Source organism: Dyadobacter beijingensis DSM 21582, from assembly GCF_000382205.1.
In the GTDB taxonomy this organism is placed as follows: Bacteria; Bacteroidota; Bacteroidia; order Cytophagales; family Spirosomataceae; genus Dyadobacter; species Dyadobacter beijingensis.
Map to the genome: position 1 here is coordinate 128,911 of NZ_KB907794.1, position 17,745 is coordinate 146,655.

General features: G+C 50.4%; 20 protein-coding genes. 12 read left to right on the forward strand and 8 right to left on the reverse strand.

The genetic code is table 11. The features are described 5' to 3' along the window. Positions 1-50: 50 nt before the first annotated feature. Entirely contained in the window at positions 51-584 is a 534-nt protein-coding gene (locus tag H144_RS0130850) for a DUF2480 family protein (RefSeq protein WP_019945998.1), read from the forward strand. Here the strand turns inward: H144_RS0130850 and rnhB are convergent. The 4 genes from rnhB to H144_RS0130870 are packed head-to-tail and all read right to left on the reverse strand — an operon-like array spanning position 545 to position 4,018. Further along, positions 545-1,171 carry a ribonuclease HII gene (rnhB, locus tag H144_RS0130855; RefSeq protein ID WP_019945999.1) on the reverse strand — a complete coding sequence of 209 codons (627 nt, stop codon included), beginning with the start codon at positions 1,169-1,171 and terminating at the stop codon, positions 545-547. The genes H144_RS0130850 and rnhB overlap by 40 nt on opposite strands. Next, positions 1,171-2,190 carry a vWA domain-containing protein gene (locus H144_RS0130860; protein WP_019946000.1) on the reverse strand — a complete coding sequence of 340 codons (1,020 nt, stop codon included), beginning with the start codon at positions 2,188-2,190 and terminating at the stop codon, positions 1,171-1,173. The genes rnhB and H144_RS0130860 overlap by 1 nt, the downstream gene beginning before the upstream one ends. A gap of 12 nt (positions 2,191-2,202) precedes the next feature. Beyond that, positions 2,203-3,132, reverse strand: coding sequence for a hypothetical protein (locus tag H144_RS0130865; protein WP_051100224.1), 930 nt, complete (start codon positions 3,130-3,132; stop codon positions 2,203-2,205). Further along, a complete protein-coding gene (locus H144_RS0130870; RefSeq protein ID WP_019946002.1) occupies positions 3,125-4,018 on the reverse strand; it encodes a DUF58 domain-containing protein in 894 nt (297 codons plus the stop codon). Before H144_RS0130870 ends, H144_RS0130865 begins: the two co-directional genes overlap by 8 nt. An 84-nt stretch (positions 4,019-4,102) precedes the next feature. Here H144_RS0130870 and H144_RS0130875 point away from each other — a divergent pair, with 84 nt between their 5' ends. Both H144_RS0130875 and H144_RS0130880 read left to right on the forward strand, forming a co-directional pair. Further along, the gene (locus H144_RS0130875) at positions 4,103-4,462 is read left to right on the forward strand and encodes a DUF4296 domain-containing protein (RefSeq protein WP_019946003.1); all 360 of its coding nucleotides are present in this window, start codon (positions 4,103-4,105) and stop codon (positions 4,460-4,462) included. Between the two features lie 57 nt (positions 4,463-4,519). Continuing rightward, entirely contained in the window at positions 4,520-5,281 is a 762-nt protein-coding gene (locus tag H144_RS0130880) for a polyprenol monophosphomannose synthase (protein WP_019946004.1), read from the forward strand. Here H144_RS0130880 and H144_RS0130885 read toward each other — a convergent pair. Continuing rightward, positions 5,244-6,437: a M20 metallopeptidase family protein gene (locus tag H144_RS0130885; RefSeq protein WP_019946005.1), complete on the reverse strand. Its 1,194-nt coding sequence runs from the start codon at positions 6,435-6,437 to the stop codon at positions 5,244-5,246. The genes H144_RS0130880 and H144_RS0130885 overlap by 38 nt on opposite strands. Before the next feature lie 186 nt (positions 6,438-6,623). Between H144_RS0130885 and H144_RS0130890 the strand changes: the two genes are divergently transcribed. The 5 genes from H144_RS0130890 (at position 6,624) to H144_RS0130910 (ending at position 11,037) form a co-directional block, all read left to right on the forward strand. After that, positions 6,624-7,505 (forward strand): class I SAM-dependent methyltransferase, encoded by an 882-nt coding sequence (locus tag H144_RS0130890; RefSeq protein WP_019946006.1) that lies wholly within the window; start codon positions 6,624-6,626, stop codon positions 7,503-7,505. Positions 7,506-7,545: 40 nt separating this feature from the next. Next, on the forward strand, positions 7,546-8,481 hold the full coding sequence (locus H144_RS0130895) for a glycoside hydrolase family protein (protein WP_019946007.1): 936 nt from the start codon (positions 7,546-7,548) through the stop codon (positions 8,479-8,481). Positions 8,482-8,577: 96 nt separating this feature from the next. Beyond that, positions 8,578-9,396 carry a phytanoyl-CoA dioxygenase family protein gene (locus H144_RS0130900; RefSeq protein WP_019946008.1) on the forward strand — a complete coding sequence of 273 codons (819 nt, stop codon included), beginning with the start codon at positions 8,578-8,580 and terminating at the stop codon, positions 9,394-9,396. 7 nt (positions 9,397-9,403) lie between these two features. Continuing rightward, positions 9,404-10,234, forward strand: a complete 831-nt coding sequence (locus tag H144_RS0130905) for a glycosyltransferase family 2 protein (RefSeq protein WP_019946009.1) — start codon at positions 9,404-9,406, stop codon at positions 10,232-10,234. 38 nt (positions 10,235-10,272) lie between these two features. Then, positions 10,273-11,037 (forward strand): glycosyltransferase family 2 protein, encoded by a 765-nt coding sequence (locus H144_RS0130910; RefSeq protein WP_019946010.1) that lies wholly within the window; start codon positions 10,273-10,275, stop codon positions 11,035-11,037. A gap of 7 nt (positions 11,038-11,044) precedes the next feature. Here the strand turns inward: H144_RS0130910 and H144_RS0130915 are convergent, their stop codons facing one another. From H144_RS0130915 to H144_RS0130925, 3 genes are read right to left on the reverse strand one after another with little or no spacing between them, the layout of a single operon-like run. Continuing rightward, positions 11,045-11,494, reverse strand: a complete 450-nt coding sequence (locus H144_RS0130915; RefSeq protein ID WP_019946011.1) for a hypothetical protein — start codon at positions 11,492-11,494, stop codon at positions 11,045-11,047. Beyond that, positions 11,495-12,655: a 1-deoxy-D-xylulose-5-phosphate reductoisomerase gene (locus tag H144_RS0130920; protein ID WP_019946012.1), complete on the reverse strand. Its 1,161-nt coding sequence runs from the start codon at positions 12,653-12,655 to the stop codon at positions 11,495-11,497. A gap of 17 nt (positions 12,656-12,672) precedes the next feature. Next, positions 12,673-14,175, reverse strand: coding sequence for a GH3 auxin-responsive promoter family protein (locus tag H144_RS0130925; protein WP_019946013.1), 1,503 nt, complete (start codon positions 14,173-14,175; stop codon positions 12,673-12,675). A 187-nt stretch (positions 14,176-14,362) separates the two neighbouring features. On the opposite strand from H144_RS0130925, the gene H144_RS0130930 reads away from it, so the two are divergent. The 4 genes from H144_RS0130930 (at position 14,363) to H144_RS0130945 (ending at position 17,618) form a co-directional block, all read left to right on the forward strand. Continuing rightward, positions 14,363-15,388, forward strand: a complete 1,026-nt coding sequence (locus H144_RS0130930; protein WP_019946014.1) for a rod shape-determining protein — start codon at positions 14,363-14,365, stop codon at positions 15,386-15,388. A gap of 101 nt (positions 15,389-15,489) precedes the next feature. Further along, positions 15,490-16,332, forward strand: a complete 843-nt coding sequence (mreC, locus tag H144_RS0130935) for a rod shape-determining protein MreC (RefSeq protein ID WP_019946015.1) — start codon at positions 15,490-15,492, stop codon at positions 16,330-16,332. Beyond that, the gene (locus H144_RS0130940) at positions 16,329-16,832 is read left to right on the forward strand and encodes a hypothetical protein (protein ID WP_026351137.1); all 504 of its coding nucleotides are present in this window, start codon (positions 16,329-16,331) and stop codon (positions 16,830-16,832) included. The genes mreC and H144_RS0130940 overlap by 4 nt, the downstream gene beginning before the upstream one ends. Before the next feature lie 186 nt (positions 16,833-17,018). Then, positions 17,019-17,618 carry a sigma-70 family RNA polymerase sigma factor gene (locus tag H144_RS0130945; protein WP_015813277.1) on the forward strand — a complete coding sequence of 200 codons (600 nt, stop codon included), beginning with the start codon at positions 17,019-17,021 and terminating at the stop codon, positions 17,616-17,618. Positions 17,619-17,745 lie beyond the last annotated feature (127 nt).

Genomic DNA, 17,745 nt, shown 5'->3' on the forward strand with positions numbered 1-17,745 from the left:
AACAATCGCCCGCATTTTGTTGTTAGCCTTTTTGTAACAGCATTTTTACAATGGAAACTGACGAAATAGTAAACCGGGTTGCCACCAGCGGCATCATCTCCCTCGATCTGGAAGACCTCTACCATCCCGGCGAGCGCATTGTCTACGATATCCAAGACAACCTCTGGCAGGGCATGATCCTGCGCGAAAAGGATTTCCGGGATTTTTTGAAAACCCACGACTGGTCGCAATACCGGGGTAAAAACGTGGCGATCATTTGTTCGGAAGATGCCATTGTGCCTACCTGGGCCTATATGCTACTGGCCGTGCATCTGGAGCCATTCGCGAATGCATTTGTTTTCGGTGATTTGAATGCATTGGAGGACAAACTTTTCGGAGACGCCATCGCTAAGCTGAATGCGGATGAATTTGCAGGAAAACGCGTGGTAGTAAAAGGTTGCAGCAAGGTGGAAGTCCCGGTATCTGCTTATGTGGCCGTGAGCAAATTGCTGAAACCGGTCGTGCAGAGCCTCATGTTCGGCGAGCCGTGCAGTACCGTGCCGCTTTACAAAAAGCCCAAATCTTCGGTTTCTTCAACCGACTGATCGCTTTCTTCCTTGGTTAATTTGAATGTCATGCGGTGATAAGAGCATGGGCCGTGGAGCACGATCGCCTTACGGTGATGGATCGTCGGGTAACCCACGTTTTGCTCCCACCCGTAATGCGGGAATTGCCGGGAAAGGTTACTCATAAGCTCGTCCCGGTAGTTTTTGGCTAAAACGGAAGCCGCTGCAATGGAAAGATAATGCGCATCGCCCTTGATAATGCAGGTGTGCGGGATCATCGGGTAAGGCGTGAAGCGGTTGCCATCGACGAGCAAATGCTCGGGACGAATGCGCAGCTTATCCACCGCCCGGTGCATAGCCAGAAAGCTGGCTTTCAGGATATTAATCTTATCGATTTCGATATTGTCGACCTCCGCCACGGCCCAGGAAACCGATTCCCGGATGATCTCTTTTTCCAGTTCCAAACGCTGCGCTTTGGTAAGCTGCTTGGAATCGTTGAGGAATGAATGCTTATAATCACGCGGCAGGATCACCGCCGCAGCCACAACCGGCCCGGCCAGGCAGCCTCTTCCCACTTCATCCAGTCCCGCCTCGATCGCGTCGATATTGTAATAAGCTTTCAGCATTAATCTTCCAGAATATTGGCCATAAATGTACTCTTCGTCCCGGTCGCCACGAGCAGCAGCGTCACCGCCCAATAGAGGTAAACGCGGTAATAATCCTTCACATCGCGCGACAGCACATCGCGGGATTTCACTTTTTCGAGCTGGTCGATCTGTTTGAAAACCGTTTCCAGCGCCGTGTTATCGGTAGCACGAAAATACTTCCCATTGCCGATTCCCGCAATATTTTGCAGCTCTCCTTCATCCATTAATGCACCAGCAGTGGCCGTGGTGTCTGTTTTGGACATTTTTTTCGGCCTCCCGACAGAAATCGTGTACACCTTCACACCGAATGCATTCGCCAGCTGCGCCGACGTCGTAGGGCCGAGGTTACCCGACGTATTATCGCCGTCGCTGATCAAAATCGCCACCTTGCTCTCGCCCGCCGTATCGCGCATTCTGTTCACCGCCACGGCCAATGCGCTGCCGATGGCCGTGCCGGGTGTAGGAATGAGGCTGGGATTAACTTCGTCGAGGAAGCCGTATAATAACTCGTAATCGGTTGTAAGCGGACAAAGAGATACCGCCTCCCCCGCGAATACAATCAACCCGATGCGGTCCTGCAACCTGCCTTTGATAAACTGCCGGGCCATTCTTTTGGCGGCTTCGAGGCGGTTGGGGCTCAGGTCTTTCTCGATCATCGAATCGGAAATATCCAGGAGCAGCATAATATCGATCCCTTCCGAATACTGGTCCTTCCGCTCCGAAACGACCTGCGGCCGGGCCAATGCCACCAAAATGAGGCTAATGGCCAATCCGACACAAATGGGCTGCACAAACCGCAGCAATGTAAGCCAGCTGCGGAACCCGGTGACGGATGTGTAGGTAATGGTGAGCCGCTGCTTGTGCTTGCGGTGCAGTGCGTTCCGAAGCCAGAAAAGGAACGGTACGAGCGGCAGTAAATAGAGGAAATAGGGGTACACCCATTCATAAGACCGCAGCGCATTGTACCCAAACCATTCCAGTGAAAACCAATTCTCCATTCAATGACCGGGTTAAGCGACGGGGCTGTCGAGTACAAACTTCCTTTTGGCGCGATACAAACGCGTGGCACCCGTTTTGAGCACTTCGAGGTACGTTTCCATGTTCCCGGAGCGGCCTTGCCCGTACACAATGCTGTCCATGTTTTTCAATGCGTCGGCCAGCTCGTCGTCGGGCATGTTATCGATGATTTCGCGGGTGGTATAGGTGGCGAATGGCTTCTTTTCCAGCCTTTCGAGGTAGTTTTTCCAAATGATAATGGCCTTTTCGGCGTCTTTGATATTGCTCTTCTCGCGCGCGCTGCGCATGAGGCGGTTGAACGAGCGGACGTATTCGAGGTGGCGGCGCTGCAATTTCAACAGCTGCCATTGCTTGTAAATGTCCCGCCCGAAAACCCAGTAAATGCTTCCCACAACGCCGATAATCAATGCCACCGAGCCGATCAGCATCGAAAAGTTGAACTCCCGGCTAAGCGGCAAAAGATGCGTTTCTTCTTTCAATAGCGGCTTTTTACGGATATCGATATTGTTGCTTTTAATAAGAAAAACAGAATCCGGGGCGGTAAAAACGGCCGTGCAATCCTTCTTTTGAAATACATAAACAGGCAACCGGAGCTGCTGTATTCTGGCTACGTCGAACGAGATAAGGTGGTACACGGCGCTATCGAGCGTACCGCGACCGTCGGTGCTGGATACGAAGCTGCGCTGCGCAACGAGTTCGAAAGGCGAGAAATCGAAGGTGCTGTCGGGGAAGAAAATCTCGGTATCGGGGCTGTGCCGGACGCTGAGCGAGAAATAGACCGGCTTACCCACCTCCACGCTGTCGGTGTGGAAAGCACCGCGGGGTTTGATGCGCGGCTTTCGCACGTCTTTGGCCGCGCCGATGCCGCATAGCAAAACGCAAATGAGGATTATTGATAATATCGCCTGAAAAACCCTAGCCATTGGACGGTGCCGTACTTTTGGTATAACGCCTCACTTTGAACAAATGGATCAGGGCCGGCACGTAATCTTCCTGTGTATTGATGGAAATGTAATCGGCGCGGTTCTGGTGGCAAAGCCGTTGAAGCTCGGCGCTGCGTTTGCCGAACCGGTTGGCCATTTCCTCCCGGTATTGTCTGGAAGAAGTGTTTACCCACACGGTCGTCTTTTTCTCGGCGTCGTAAAGTGGGATAATGCCTAGTCCTGGCAGATTCACCTCCCGCGAATCGTACAAATGGATCACGATCAGGTCGTGCTTGCGGGCGAGGGCTTTGAGGTTATGCTGGTAATTGTTGTCGATAAAATCGGAGATCAAAAAGATCAGGCTGCGGCGGCGAAGCACATTCAACGCGACCAGAATGGCATCGGCAATATTGGTTTTGGTAGATTCCGGTACTAATTTGTAAAGCTCCGAAATGAGGCCGTAGCCGTGTTTCATACCGTCGGAAGGCCGGATATAGCGCTCATTACGGTCCGAAAAACAAAGTAATCCGACACGGCTCGCTTCCTGAATGGCCGAGAGGGTCAATACCCCGCATATTTCCTTCGCAATATCGATTTTCAGCTTCTTTACCTCCCCTACCTGCTGCGATGCGCTCACGTCGAGCATGAAGAAGGCCGTCTGCTCCTTGTCTTCTTTGAAAATCTTGACAAACGTACCGTGACCTTTCGCAGAAGTGTTCCAGTCGATCGCCCGCACGTCGTCGCCGTACTGGTACAGGCGCAGGTCATCGAATTCCAGGCCGGACCCTTTGAATACCGAATGGAAATTGCCGTGACGCTCGCTGGTCACCGCTTTTCGCATGCGGATTTCATACTTCCTTAACTTTCCCAGAAACTGCTCAAACATAAGTTTTGCAAAAAAATCACCACCTTTGTCGTCTGGTGTACCTAAAACAAAGATAGGTATTTTGATAGTAAGCTGCGTCCTGCCATGAAATTCACGACCGGTATAGCCGTTCTCGCCCTCCTGGGCATGCTGTTTTCGTCCTGCTCCGAGGACGAAAAGCCGCCGAAAGGCACATTACCTGAGGATAAAATGGCCGCCATTCTGACCGATATTCATTTAGCAGAATCGCGTGTGAACCGCCTGCAACTGAAATCGCTCGATTCTTCGCTCATGATTTTCAACCGCTTGAAGAGTGGTATCTGGAAAAAACACCAGGTTGATACAACGGCGTACCGCGAAAGCTACTCTTATTATATGAGTCATCCCGAACGGATGACCGCCATTTACGAAAAAGTGAACAAGAAAATTGAGGTTAGGGAGAAAAGTAATAATATTAGCTTCTAAATTTTCTGTGTATCACGCTCAATACTACGCATTTAACTTCTAAACTGGACAATTCCTGTGAACGATTGCATTGTAGTTATCCCCACCTACAACGAACTTGAAAATGTAGAAGCCATCATCCGGAAGGTTTTCAGCCTGAACCATCCGTTTGATTTATTGATCATTGACGACGGATCGCCGGACGGCACCGCAGGGGTTGTCAAGGATTTGATGAAAGAATTTCCAGGGCTTCACCTGGTTGAGAGAAAGGGAAAACTCGGCCTGGGTACCGCTTACATCCACGGCTTCAAATGGGCGCTCGAAAAAGGGTATAACTATATTTTTGAAATGGACGCGGACTTCTCGCACCCGCCGGAAGACCTGATCCGTCTGTACAATGCCTGCGCGAACGAAGGCCACGACGTGGCGGTAGGGTCGCGGTACATTACGGGAGTAAATGTGGTCAACTGGCCGATCAACCGCGTTTTAATGTCTTATTTTGCAGGCTATTACGTGCGCACCATCACCGGGATGCCGATTATGGACCCGACGGCGGGCTTCATTTGCTACACTGCCAAAGTGCTGAATACGATCAACCTCGACAATATCCGGTTCATCGGCTACGCCTTCCAGATCGAGATGAAGTTCAACTCCTGGAAATACGGTTTCAGCATCACCGAGGTGCCTATCATCTTCACCGACCGCACCAAAGGCGCCTCAAAAATGTCGAAAGGCATTTTCAAGGAAGCCATCTTTGGTGTGATCACGTTGAAAATCAACAGTTATTTCAAGAGGTATATCCCTAAGCATTCAGCTCAGAAATTGCCAGCCAACTCATAAGGCCGGTCGAGATTTCGAGTGCGCTTTCGTCGATATCGAATGTAGGTGTGTGCACGCCGGAGATGATTCCGCGTGCCTCATTACGCGTTCCGAGGCGGTAGAAGCACGAGTCGACCACCTGTGAGTAGAATGCGAAGTCTTCGCCGGCCATCCACAGGTCGAGATCGATCACGTTTTCCGCACCCATGTAGCCAACGGCCGCCGTTCTGGTGCGTCGTGTGAGCTCGGGGTGGTTTTTCAGGAACGGATAGCCTTTCACAATCTCGAATTCACAGTTTCCGCCCATCGCTTCGGCGATATTTTCAGCCATTTTCTTCATGCGGCGCAAACCGTCCTCGCGCCATTCCTCGTCCATACACCGCCACGTTCCCTGGATGGTCACTTCGTTTGGAATGACATTCGTAACCCCATCGGCAATGAAACGGCCGAATGAGAGCACCGACGGGTTCGCCGGATTGCGGTTGCGGCTGATAATCTGCTGCAATGCCACGATAATGTGAGAAGCCATTAATACGGGGTCCACCAATTGGTGCGGTGCCGCGGCGTGACCGCCTTTGCCTTTTACCGTCAGATACAGCTCATCCGTGCTGGCCATATACATGCCCTCGCGGAAGCCGATTTTACCTACGGGAATATTGGGCGCTACGTGCTGGCCTACCATGCTGGCCGGACGTGGATTTTCCAAAACACCTTCCTTAATCATCAGCGAAGCGCCACCCGGTGCTTTCTCCTCCGCCGGTTGAAACACTAATTTAACAGTCCCCTCGAACTCCTCGCGCAATGCGTGCAGAATGCGAGCCGTGCCCAGGAGCGACGATGTGTGCACATCATGCCCGCATGCGTGCATCACGCCCGGGACCGTTGATTTATAAGGTACATCGTTCGCTTCGAGGATTGGCAATGCGTCCATATCGGCACGCAGGCCGACGATTTTCTTGCCCGGATTGCGTCCTTCGATGATCGCCACCACGCCCGTTCCGGCAATGCCTTCCTGGGGTTGCAGGCCGATTGCCGTGAGCTCCGATGCAACGTATTTGGCTGTTTTGAACTCTTCGAATGATAACTCTGGGTTACTATGCAAATGATGGCGGTGGGCAATAATGTCTTCCGACTGATCCTTGGCAAGCGCTTTGATTTTTTCCTGAAGCTGGGACATGATAATGAAGTACTACGGGTTGTCTTTACAAAACATTCAAAGGTAATAATAAAAAAATGGTGCGGTATCGTTACCATGCAACAGAAAAACACATTGCCCATTTGCTAAGAAGCCGCCGTTCGTTGGCTGGTGTTCCAAAGAAAAAAGGTAATTTTGACCGGATATGAATCAATCAGACACGCAAAAATGAATCAACAGGAGTTTTTAGAATCACTGGTTTGCCCACGCACAGGAACCCCTTTAACCATAGCCGAAGACGGCAAATCTCTTAAAAGCGAAGACGGCACAGTTTATGAAGTGGGAGATACGGGCATCGTCAATATGCTGTATCCCAAAGAATTGCTCCCCGAAGATGCGCGCGAACAATACTTGTACGACCAGGCTTTCCTTCGCTACGACCGGGGCGTTTCCTGGGTTTTCGAAACCCTGAACCACTCCGACGAAGCTGCTACCCGCCGCTTTTTCATTGATCTGATGGAGCTGAAACCCGGCATGAAAGCCCTCGAAGTAGGTGCGGGAACCGGAAAGGATTCTGCATTGATCCTCGACAAAGTAAGACCCGGCGGAACGGCTGTTCTGTCCGACCTTTCGCCTAACATGCTGAAACTGGCGCAGGAAAAACTCGATACGAACGACCTTGACGTGCATTACTTCCTCGGAAATGGCTCATACCTGCCTTTCCCGGACGATACTTTCGATGCTGTGTTCCATTTCGGCGGCATTAACACGTTCTCGGAGCGCAAACGCGCATTCGACGAGCTGACCCGCGTTGTGAAACCAGGCGGAAAAGTGGTGGTAGGCGATGAAAGCGTGGCCCCGTGGCTGCGGAACACCCCTACTTATGCTACTTTGCTAAAAGCGAACCCGCTGTTCCGCGCCGAGGTGCCGCTCGAAGACGTTCCGGCTAACATCGAGAACTTCAAGCTGCATTACGTGTTTGGAAATGCGTTTTATGTGATGGAATACCGCGTTACCGCGAAGGCTCCGGAAGTGGATATCGATCTGCCGATCCCGGGCAAAGATTTCGTTGATAACTGGCGCCTGCGTGCTGAAAAAGCAGTCGACTAAGCATTACGCCATTTTTCAATACCAAAAATTCAACGTTCCAATGTGGGTTAAAAAAGGAGTTATTTATAAACCTGACGGCAGTCTGGCGCACAGTCAGAGCCATGCGCAGGTACCATTTGCCTATAAACACAAGGATTTTCTAAGAATCTATTTCTCGACGAGGGATAACAGCACGCAATCACGTCCGACATTCATCGATGTGGATTACGACGATCCTAAAAAAATCCTTTACATACACGACAAACCCGTGCTCGAACTCGGCGGTCCGGGCGAATACGACGAAACTGGTGCCATGCCCGCCTGGTTTGTAGACCGGCCGAACGGCGATATCTGGCTTTACTACACCGGCTGGAACCGTACCTGGAATTCCTACCGGCTTTCCATGGGCCTTTCGGTAAGTCACGACGGCGGTATCACATTCAAAAAGATGTTCCGCGGGCCCATTATGGACCGCAGCATCCAAAACCCGCTATGGGCAGCGCAGCCTTCGGTACTGATCGACGATGACGGTACCTGGCGCATGTGGTACATTTCGGGCCACAAATGCGAGATGATCCACGATTACCCCGAGCCTTACTACCGCGCACAATCGGCGACTTCGAAAGATGGTATCCATTGGGAAATCAGCGACATTCCTACGTTGGATTTCGACGATTTCCTGCATGCAGTAGGCCGCCCGAGTGTGTTTAAGGAAGATGGCATTTACAAAATGTACTATTCCTACCGCCACTCCCGCGACTACCGCACCGACCGCAACCAGAGCTACCGCCTGGGCTATGCCGAGTCGGCCGACGGTACTACCTGGGAGCGCAAAGACCATTTGGTAGGCATCGAAAAATCCGACAACCCGGAAGATTTCGACTACGAAATGATCGATTACGCCAATTTCTACCAGCACAATGGCAAGCGTTACCTGCTTTATAATGGTAATGGCTTCGGTGCGGCGGGATTTGGCTACGCGGTTTGGGAAGATTAATATTCTGAATCAAACTGAGGCAAGTCATAACCTCAGCAACAATGGCGAGATAATTTTGAAGAAATCACCATTAAATGTCACAAACGTGATCGCACAATGAGTACACTTCAGGAGCAGTTCAACCGCGATGGTTATGTCCTTTTGAGAAACTACCTCGACAAGGACGTCATTAATGCAATATATACCGATGCCCGCAAAATTTTCGCGACGCAGATCAAACGCGTAACGGGCAAAACCGTCGATATCGACGACCGCGATACTTTTGAAAATGCCATGTTCGAATTCTTCGAAAAGGATTTCGATGGATTTGTAAGCACGGGCAAAACGGTTCAGCATTCATTTCCGCTGCACCGCCTGGGCGTAGACCCGGTGATCGAAAATTTGTTGAAAGATGTTGGCCTCTCGGCGCCCATCATCGGTGCCCGCGCGGCCATGCAATTCAATAGCCGCTTTTTGTCCAAAGACGGCAGCAAGCACTGGAAACTCGACGCGCACCAGGACTGGCGCACGGGCCAGGGCTCGCTCGACAGCGCGGTAATCTGGTTCCCGATGGTCGATGCCGGTGCCGATATCGGCGCATTGCAGGTGATCCCGGGCAGCCATAAAATCGGCTTGCAGGCTTCTACGACATCCGGTTATCAGGGAGGTATTACGGTTGAATTAAAGGATGAAGATTTTGTTCAGACTGAATTTAAAGTCGGCGACATCCTGATTTTCTCGGCATTCCTGATCCACCAGTCGGGCAACAACATTACGAACAACATCCGCTGGTCCGTTCAGCTGCGTTACAACAACCTCGACGAACCAACCTTCATTGAGCGCGGCTACCCGATGGCGTACATTTATAAACCCGAAACAGAGCTCGTAACGCCGGATTTCCCGACGGTGGAGCAATTGAAAGAGGTTTTTAGCTAAATTCCGAATGAAACTTTCCGTTTGCGTCCCGACGTACAACCACGAGCAATACATTGGCCGGATGCTGGAAGGCGCATTCATGCAGCAGACCAGCTTCGACTTTGAAATTGTTATCGGGGATGATGCTTCTACCGACGCCACGCCTGATATTATTCGCAAATATTCCGCAGAAAAGCCCGGTGTCATCCGGGCTTTTCTGCATTCCGAAAACCAGGGGCCGAAGGAGCCGCGCGAGTTTGCAGGAAGAAACAATGTGTTGCAGCTCCTGAAAGCCTGTAAAGGCGAGTACGTAGCGATGTGCGAGGGCGACGATTACTGGACCGATCCTTTGAAACTCCAAAAACAGGTCGATTTTCTGGATCAAAACCGTGATTTTGCCGTTTGCCACCACAATATGGAGGTCATTTATGAAGACGGCTCTCCTTCGCATTTCTTCAATGCGGCCGATCAGAAAGCGGTTTCTACCATTGAAGATCTATTGGAAGACAAATGGTTTATGGCGACGGCAAGCTGGGTTTACCGCAACCATTTCCTGACCGAAGACTTCGCCGAATGGCATGCGAAAGCGGCTGCGGGCGACTGGGCGATCATGTTCCAGCTTGCCGCGAAGGGCAAAATCGGTTATTTGGATGAGGTCATGGGCGTGTATCGCAAGCATAGCGCGGGCCTGAGCAATGTACACGCACACACGAATTTGAAATTTTTGCAAAACAGAAAGGAGATGTTTGAAAACGTAGGCAAATGGCTCGAAGGGCGGCATGATCCGACCGTTGCCAGAACCCTGCAACGCTACAACGAGCTCCTTGCCAGCCTTGAAAAAATTGGCAGTTCGAATTAATAATCTTTAATTTGTACTGTTTAACACGAAATACATTTATGAAGCTAAGCGTCGTAATACCAGCATATAACGAAGAAGAATCCATCACACACACGCTTGTATCCTTACATAATACATTAAATAAGTACAATATCCCCCACGAAATCTGCGTCACCAACGACAATTCGAAGGACGGGACATTGCGTGTACTCGACGAACTATCGCTTCAGATCCCTACCCTCGTTTATTATACCAATCCCGGCCCGAATGGCTTCGGTTACGCAGTTCGTTACGGTCTGGAACGCTTCAAAGGTGATTGTGTGGCCGTTTTCATGGCCGATATGTCCGATGATCCCGAAGACCTCGTGAAGTTTTATTACAAAATGCTGGAAGGCGACTACGACTGCGTTTTCGGCTCGCGCTGGGAAAAAGGGGGTAAGGTGATCGACTACCCCGCACTGAAAAAGGTGATTAACCGCGTGGCAAATGCGATCGTGCGCATGGTAATGGGGATTAAATACAATGATACTACCAATGCATTCAAGCTTTACAAGCGCGAAACCATTGAGGGTATCAAGCCATTTCTGGCACCTCATTTCAATTTAACTATCGAATTACCTCTCAAAGCCATGGTGCGCGGCTACAACTACGCTGTCGTACCCAATAGCTGGACCAACCGGAAATACGGTGAATCTAAGCTGAAAATCAAGGAAATGGGCAGCCGGTACTTCTTTATATTGATGTACTGCCTCATCGAAAAATACTTCTCGCAAGGTGATTTTATGAAGAAAACCGCTGCGCCGAAGAAGGAAGTCAGCCGGTAGAAACGACTCATTTAATCCACTCCTGGATAAACGTCATCTTGTGGGCGATGTAGGAGATTGCCAGACCCCATACGAGCGCGCTGGCCGACATCCACAAGAATATCGACGGCTTCGGCACGCGGAAAGCGACGGCCAGAATGGGCCCGAAAAGCGGCGTGAACAGCGGGGGCGTCAGGAATGCAATGCCGACGATCCCGAACTTACGCCAGATATTGACGGCAATGCGGTTGGTTCTGGTGAATCTTTTTGGTGGGGATTTCCGGTTTTTCTGAATGAGGTTTCGGATCGCGCCGCCCAGATAGGTGAGCACGAACACCGTGAACATCATCCCTACCGCCGAGCAAAGGGCAGTTTCTATCCAGGTCAATTTTAACACTACCCCCGCAATCGGCCCTCCGAAGAATTTCAATGTACTGGCAAGCGCAACGGACAAGTATTTTAGAAAGGTGGTTTTCATTTAAACTTTGACCTGTATCATTTCAGAAGCAAAACGCCTTGTCGCTTCGTTCGTCTCAACATAATCCCCGATTGAAGGATTCCCGATGAATGCAATTTTGGCAAGGCTCTCGACAATTACGTCCGAAATATCCAAAAAACCAATCTTATCGTGCAGGAATGCGTCAACGGCAATTTCATTGGCGGCATTGACGATGCAAGCAGCGTTTCCGCCTTTTTCCAAGGCTTCATAGGCAATGGCAAGGTTACGGAAAGTTTCCAGGTCCGGCTTTTCGAAGGTCAGCGTCGGATAGTCCATGAAATTGAACCGCGGGAAGTCGGATTTCAGCCGTAGCGGGTAATTGAGCGCATATTGAATGGGCAGTTTCATATCGGGAAGCCCCATTTGCGCCTTGATGCTGCCGTCCTCGAACTGTACCAGCGAATGCACGATGCTCTGCGGGTGTACGATCACGTCTATCTGCGTAGCATTCAGGTCAAATAACCATTTGGCTTCGATCACTTCCAACCCCTTGTTCATCAATGTCGCCGAGTCGATGGTAATCTTGGCGCCCATGCTCCAGTTCGGATGTTTGAGCGCCTGCGCCTTCGTGACGTGCGCGAGGAATGCACGGTCTTTGCCCCGGAATGGCCCGCCCGACGCAGTTAATATGATCTTTTCAATTTTGTTCTCCGATTCTCCGGCAAGGCATTGGAATATCGCCGAATGCTCCGAATCGACGGGGTAAATGCTGACATTGTGCTGCTTCGCCAGGGCCGTAATCACTTCCCCCGCCACAACGAGCGTTTCCTTGTTGGCCAATGCAATGTCCTTTCCCGCTTTGATCGCGTGAATGGTCGGTATCAGACCCGCATAACCCACCATCGCCGTCAGCACCACATCCACATGGTCCGATTCCACGACCGACGCCAATGCATCCGCGCTGCTGTATACTTTAATGCCGAAAGGAAAAAGGGCTGCTTTCACCCTTTCGTAATGCGCCTCGTTACAAATCACCACCTCTTCCGGCTTGAATTTCACGGCTTGCTCGATGAGCAAATCCGCATTGCCGCCGGCGGTAAGCACTGACACGGAAAAAATATCGGGATGGGCTGCGATCACTTCCAGGGCCTGGGTGCCGATGGAACCGGTCGAACCTAATATGGCTACTCTTTTTTTCATTGCATTCTCAGTTAGGTTCAATTTCCGTTCAGGCGTGCGAGCTCGTCGGCGATCTTCCGGTCGTTGGAGAGGCGCGGCACCTTATTCTGGCCACCCAGCTTACCGTTAGCGCGCATATAATCGATAAACGAATTCTTGCGCAGCGGCGTGAGTTCGAGGCGGCGCAGGATGCTTCCCGTGATCAGGTCTTTGTAATAAATGTTCAACTCTGTCAGCCTGCGGTCGAGGTCGTTCGCGAACTGCTCCGTATCGTTCGGCTTTGTCGCGAATTCTACCAACCATTCGTGGTAAGGCAGCCCGCCGCCCGCCGGGGTCACCATCGGCGCCACGGTCAGCTCTACCACTTCCGTTTCCGGGTGGCGTTCCAATGCGTATTTCAATGCTTTCTCGATCTCCTCGCCGATCACGTGTTCGCCGAATGCGGAAATGAAATGCTTGATACGTCCCGTCACCAATATCTTGTAAGGGTCTGTCGAGACAAACTTGACGGTATCGCCCAGGGAATAGCCCCATAATCCCGCATTGTTATTGACGATTACCGCATAATTTTTCCCTACCTCCACTTCACCGATCGACAACCGCTTCGGATTTTCGTCGAAGTAGTTTTCAACGGGAATAAATTCAAAGAAAATGCCGGTATCGAGCAAAAGCAGCAGTCCTTCGTCGTTCTGCTTGTCCTGATAGGCCAGAAAGCCCTCGGAAGCCGGGTATAATTCAATGGAATCGATGGGCTTGCCGATGGACTCGAACAGCTTGGCGCGGTAGGGCTCGAAATTGACGCCGCCATATATAAAAAGGGAGAAATCAGGGAAAACGTCTTTGATTTTCTTGCCCGTGCGTTCGATAATACGGTCGAAGTACATTTGCACCCAGGGGGGAATACCTGAAATGAGCGACATGCGCTGATCGATCGTTTCGTCGATGATCTTGTCGAGCTTTGTTTCCCAGTCCTCGATGCAGTTGGTATCGTAGCTCGGCAGCTGGTTGGAACGCAGATAACCCGGCACGTGGTGGTTGGAAATGCCTGACAGACGGCCTGTCAGTACCCCGCCGGTTTCTGTCAGTATCGGGCTGCCAGAGAGAAAAATCAACTTATTATCCAGGAATTCAGACCGTTGCGTCTCTTCAATATACGTCAAAATGGCATTCCTTGCCGAGTCGATGTGGTTGGAGATCGAGTCTTTCGAAATCGGGATGTATTTGGTGCCCGAAGTCGTCCCGGAAGTCTTGGCAAAATAGAGCGGTTTGCCGGGCCACAAAATATCACTTTCCCCGGATTTTATTTTCTCTACATAAGGTTTCAGGTCCTCATAGTCACTCACCGGCACGGCTTCCCGGAAGTCGGAATAGCTGTGGATGTCTTTGAAAAAATGGTCCTTTCCAAACTGCGTCGCCGCTGCCTTTTTCACCAGTTCCGCCCTCCACTTTTCCTGGACCTCCACGCTGCGTGCGATCCATTCCTGTTGCTGCCTGACAATGTAACGGGCCAGCGGCCTGCTCAAAATTGATCTGATTCCCATAGTGAAAACAAATGTACGCAGGATTTACAAATTCCATGATTTTACACCGTCTGAGAGCTGCTTTGCAACTAGTTTTACGCCCTTCGGATACCACATACCGAAATTTTTTAAATGCCTTTGTTTGTGGTTAATAATCTGTAATTTTGCCATCCTGAAATCAAAGTGAGCAAAGTTTTTAACATTATATATGGGATTGTTTGATTTTTTGACGAGCGATATAGCGATTGATTTGGGTACTGCGAATACTCTGATCATTCATAAAGATACAGTTGTTGTGGATGAGCCGTCGATCATTGCCATGGATAAAACCACGGGTAAAGTACTGGCGATCGGGCACACGGCAATGCAGATGCATGAAAAGACGAACGAGAATATCAAAACGATCCGTCCGCTGAAAGACGGGGTGATTGCCGACTTTACAGCAGCCGAAATGATGATCCGCGGGATGATCAAAATGATCGATACCGGAAGCCGTTTCTTCACTCCTTCCCACCGCATGGTAGTTTGTATTCCTTCGGGAATTACCGAGGTTGAAAAACGGGCCGTGAAGGACTCCTGCGAGCACGCCGGCGCAAAGGAAGTATATATGGTACACGAACCCATTGCAGCGGCAATCGGTATCGGTATCGACATTACGCAGCCTAATGGCGTCATGATCGTCGACATCGGCGGTGGTACCACCGAAATCGCCGTTATCGCATTGTCAGGTATCGTTTGCGAGCAGTCGGTACGCATCGCGGGCGACGTTTTCACCCGTGATATCGTCGATTACATGCGCCGCGAGCATAACCTGCTCATCGGTGAGCGTTCTGCCGAACTCATCAAGATGGCGATTGGCTCCGCTTCACCGGAACTGGAAATCCCGTTGGACGATTACCAGATCCGCGGCCGCGACCTGATGACCGGTATTCCAAAGGAAATCCGCGTTACTTACAGCGAAATCGCTTATTCGCTCGATAAATCGATTTCCAAAATCGAAGAGGGCGTCATGAAAGCCCTCGAAATTTCTCCGCCAGAGCTTTCTGCGGATATTTTCAAAAACGGTATTTACCTCACAGGCGGCGGCGCATTGATCCACGGCCTCGACAGACGTATCGCCCAGAAAACCAAACTTCCCGTACACATCGCCGACGATCCCCTTAAGGCCGTCGTGAAAGGTACCGGGGAAGTCCTCAAAAACCTCGAACTATACAAGCCCGTACTGATTTCGTAGGATCGGAGCGCACAGTTCATCGCTCGATTCGTAGCGCGTAAAAATTTCATATTTTTGCGCAAAGTGCGCCGGCAATGAACTGCGCGTGAACATTTATCCCCATGCTCCAACTCGTTGATTTCGTCGTCCGGAATCGTTTCTTTTTGGTATTTGTGTTGCTGGAAGTGCTCAGTGTATGGCTGATCGTGCGCAACAACACCTACTGGGGAGCTACTTATTTCAATACTTCGAATTACTACGTAGCCAAAACGCTCGCTTTTTCGAACTCGGTACGAGACTATACCAAGCTCAACGAGATCAATGCCGACCTTGCGAGCGAGAATGCACATCTGCACGCGCAGGTAGCGCGGCTCAGCCAGACGAACGCCACCCAGTCTCCGGCGGGTTATGTGCCGGATTCCGCGTTCGCGGCGCGTTTTACCTACACGGTGGCGAAAGTGGTAGACAATGAAACCAACAAGGCGAACAACGTCATTACCATCGACAAGGGCACGGCGCATGGCATTAAACCCGGTATGGGCGTCATTTCGGCGACGGGCGTTGTCGGAAAAGTGCGGTTCTGCTCGGAACATTATTCGGTAATCACCTCGATCCTGCATTCGAACTTCATGGTTTCGTCCAAGCTGATCCGGAGCAAGGAAATCGGTTATGCCAAATGGGATGGAAAAGACCCCAACCTCATCGACATGATCGACGTTTCGAAGTATACCAAAGTTTTCAAGGGCGACTCGGCGGTGACGTCTGACCAAAACTCGGTCTTTCCGCCGAACATCATGGTCGGAAAAGTAGAAACGGTGGCTGTGAACCCGAACCAGACATTTTATAACATCACGCTTCGTCTCGCCACCGACTTCCGGAACCTGTCATACGTGTATGTGGTACAAAATCACCAACTTGTAGAACAGGAAAACCTTAAACTAAGAACCATAGATCCTAAGAAATGAGCTTACGCGAGGCCATACAATATTCCCTGATGATCCTGCTTTACCTGTTTTTGCAGATCTTCTTCATGCGGAATATCGTGCTGTTCAATTACGCGTTCTGCTTCATTTACATTGCGGGCATCCTGCTGCTGCCGGCGGATATGGACCGCATGTATGCGCTGCTGATCGCCTTTGCGATCGGTTTTATCGTGGATGTATTCTCGAATACGTTCGGTATGCACGCGTCTGCTACCGTTTTGATCGCTTACCTGAGGCCATTCCTGATCCATTACCAGATGAAGTCGCGCGGGGCAGAGCGCGCGGAAGTAGGGATACGCGCGCAGGGGTTCGGGCAGTTCGTTTCCTACATTTTTCCATTAATACTACTACACCATTCCATGCTGTTCCTGATGGAGATGAACAACTTTGGAATGATCCTTTACACGCTGATCCGCATCGGTGCCAGCGCATTGTTCACGACGATCCTCATTATCCTGCTGGAACTCTTCTCCAAACGCTAGCATGACATTTTGACCGAACCGGCTTTTTGGCTCGGAATTTGATGTAGTAACATTAAATTAACGATAAGAGGCGGCACCGTTTTCATCGTGAAAAAAGGGCAGTTAGGGCGCTCCAATCAGCCATTTATCAAATTTTAATTTGTACGAATTGGAGCTGTTATTAATCTTTGTAAATTCAGCATTCCTATGTTAGTTGCCATGTCAGAAACGCTCACGACTAATGAATACACGGACGATCTTCGTTATGAAGTATTTAACCGCGAGTTCATGCCACACATTGACTCCATGTACAACTTCGCCTTCCGCCTTACAATGGACGAAGACGATGCGAATGACCTGGTTCAAGATACATATCTGAAAGCGTTCCGTTTTATATCTTCCTTCGAGCAGGGTACGAATGCCAAAGCCTGGCTTTTCAGAATCCTCAAAAACAGCTTCATCAACGACTACCGTAAAAAAAGTAAAGAACCTTCCAAAGTTGATTATCAGGAAGTTGAAACGACCTATAATTCCGAGGAAGCATCCGATACCACTTATACCGTAGACCTCCGTGCCGATGCTGTACAGGAACTGATCGGCGATGAGGTTGCTAATGCGCTCAATGCCCTGCCTGTCGACTTCAGAACGGTTATCATCCTCTGCGACATCGAAGGGTTCACTTACGAAGAGATGGCCAAAATCCTGGACATTCCGATCGGAACCGTGAGGTCGCGATTGCACCGTGCGCGTAACCTCCTGAAAGAAAAACTCAGAAGCTACGCGAGTTCAATGGGATATGATTCATAGGTTGTGAAACTTTTTTTGCAACCTCTTCGGTTATAGGGTACAACTGTACATATATTCCATTATTCTTTTTTCATTTTAACTAATGAATGCATCTTCCACGACGCCTTCTGTAACAGAAGTTGCGCAA

What these genes read in the sequence shown, in the direction of transcription:
- H144_RS0130865 (WP_051100224.1), bottom strand. Translation starts at nt 3,132, where the DNA reads ATGGCTAGGGTTTTTCAGGCGATATTATCAATAATCCTCATTTGCGTT.
- H144_RS0130945 (WP_015813277.1), top strand. Translation starts at nt 17,019, where the DNA reads ATGTTAGTTGCCATGTCAGAAACGCTCACGACTAATGAATACACGGAC.
- H144_RS0130925 (WP_019946013.1), bottom strand. Translation starts at nt 14,175, where the DNA reads ATGGGAATCAGATCAATTTTGAGCAGGCCGCTGGCCCGTTACATTGTC.
- H144_RS0130905 (WP_019946009.1), top strand. Translation starts at nt 9,404, where the DNA reads ATGAAACTTTCCGTTTGCGTCCCGACGTACAACCACGAGCAATACATT.
- rnhB (WP_019945999.1), bottom strand. Translation starts at nt 1,171, where the DNA reads ATGCTGAAAGCTTATTACAATATCGACGCGATCGAGGCGGGACTGGAT.
- H144_RS0130895 (WP_019946007.1), top strand. Translation starts at nt 7,546, where the DNA reads ATGTGGGTTAAAAAAGGAGTTATTTATAAACCTGACGGCAGTCTGGCG.
- H144_RS0130850 (WP_019945998.1), top strand. Translation starts at nt 51, where the DNA reads ATGGAAACTGACGAAATAGTAAACCGGGTTGCCACCAGCGGCATCATC.
- mreC (WP_019946015.1), top strand. Translation starts at nt 15,490, where the DNA reads ATGCTCCAACTCGTTGATTTCGTCGTCCGGAATCGTTTCTTTTTGGTA.
- H144_RS0130885 (WP_019946005.1), bottom strand. Translation starts at nt 6,437, where the DNA reads ATGTCCCAGCTTCAGGAAAAAATCAAAGCGCTTGCCAAGGATCAGTCG.
- H144_RS0130890 (WP_019946006.1), top strand. Translation starts at nt 6,624, where the DNA reads ATGAATCAACAGGAGTTTTTAGAATCACTGGTTTGCCCACGCACAGGA.
- H144_RS0130920 (WP_019946012.1), bottom strand. Translation starts at nt 12,655, where the DNA reads ATGAAAAAAAGAGTAGCCATATTAGGTTCGACCGGTTCCATCGGCACC.
- H144_RS0130870 (WP_019946002.1), bottom strand. Translation starts at nt 4,018, where the DNA reads ATGTTTGAGCAGTTTCTGGGAAAGTTAAGGAAGTATGAAATCCGCATG.
- H144_RS0130940 (WP_026351137.1), top strand. Translation starts at nt 16,329, where the DNA reads ATGAGCTTACGCGAGGCCATACAATATTCCCTGATGATCCTGCTTTAC.
- H144_RS0130860 (WP_019946000.1), bottom strand. Translation starts at nt 2,190, where the DNA reads ATGGAGAATTGGTTTTCACTGGAATGGTTTGGGTACAATGCGCTGCGG.
- H144_RS0130900 (WP_019946008.1), top strand. Translation starts at nt 8,578, where the DNA reads ATGAGTACACTTCAGGAGCAGTTCAACCGCGATGGTTATGTCCTTTTG.
- H144_RS0130875 (WP_019946003.1), top strand. Translation starts at nt 4,103, where the DNA reads ATGAAATTCACGACCGGTATAGCCGTTCTCGCCCTCCTGGGCATGCTG.
- H144_RS0130930 (WP_019946014.1), top strand. Translation starts at nt 14,363, where the DNA reads ATGGGATTGTTTGATTTTTTGACGAGCGATATAGCGATTGATTTGGGT.
- H144_RS0130915 (WP_019946011.1), bottom strand. Translation starts at nt 11,494, where the DNA reads ATGAAAACCACCTTTCTAAAATACTTGTCCGTTGCGCTTGCCAGTACA.
- H144_RS0130910 (WP_019946010.1), top strand. Translation starts at nt 10,273, where the DNA reads ATGAAGCTAAGCGTCGTAATACCAGCATATAACGAAGAAGAATCCATC.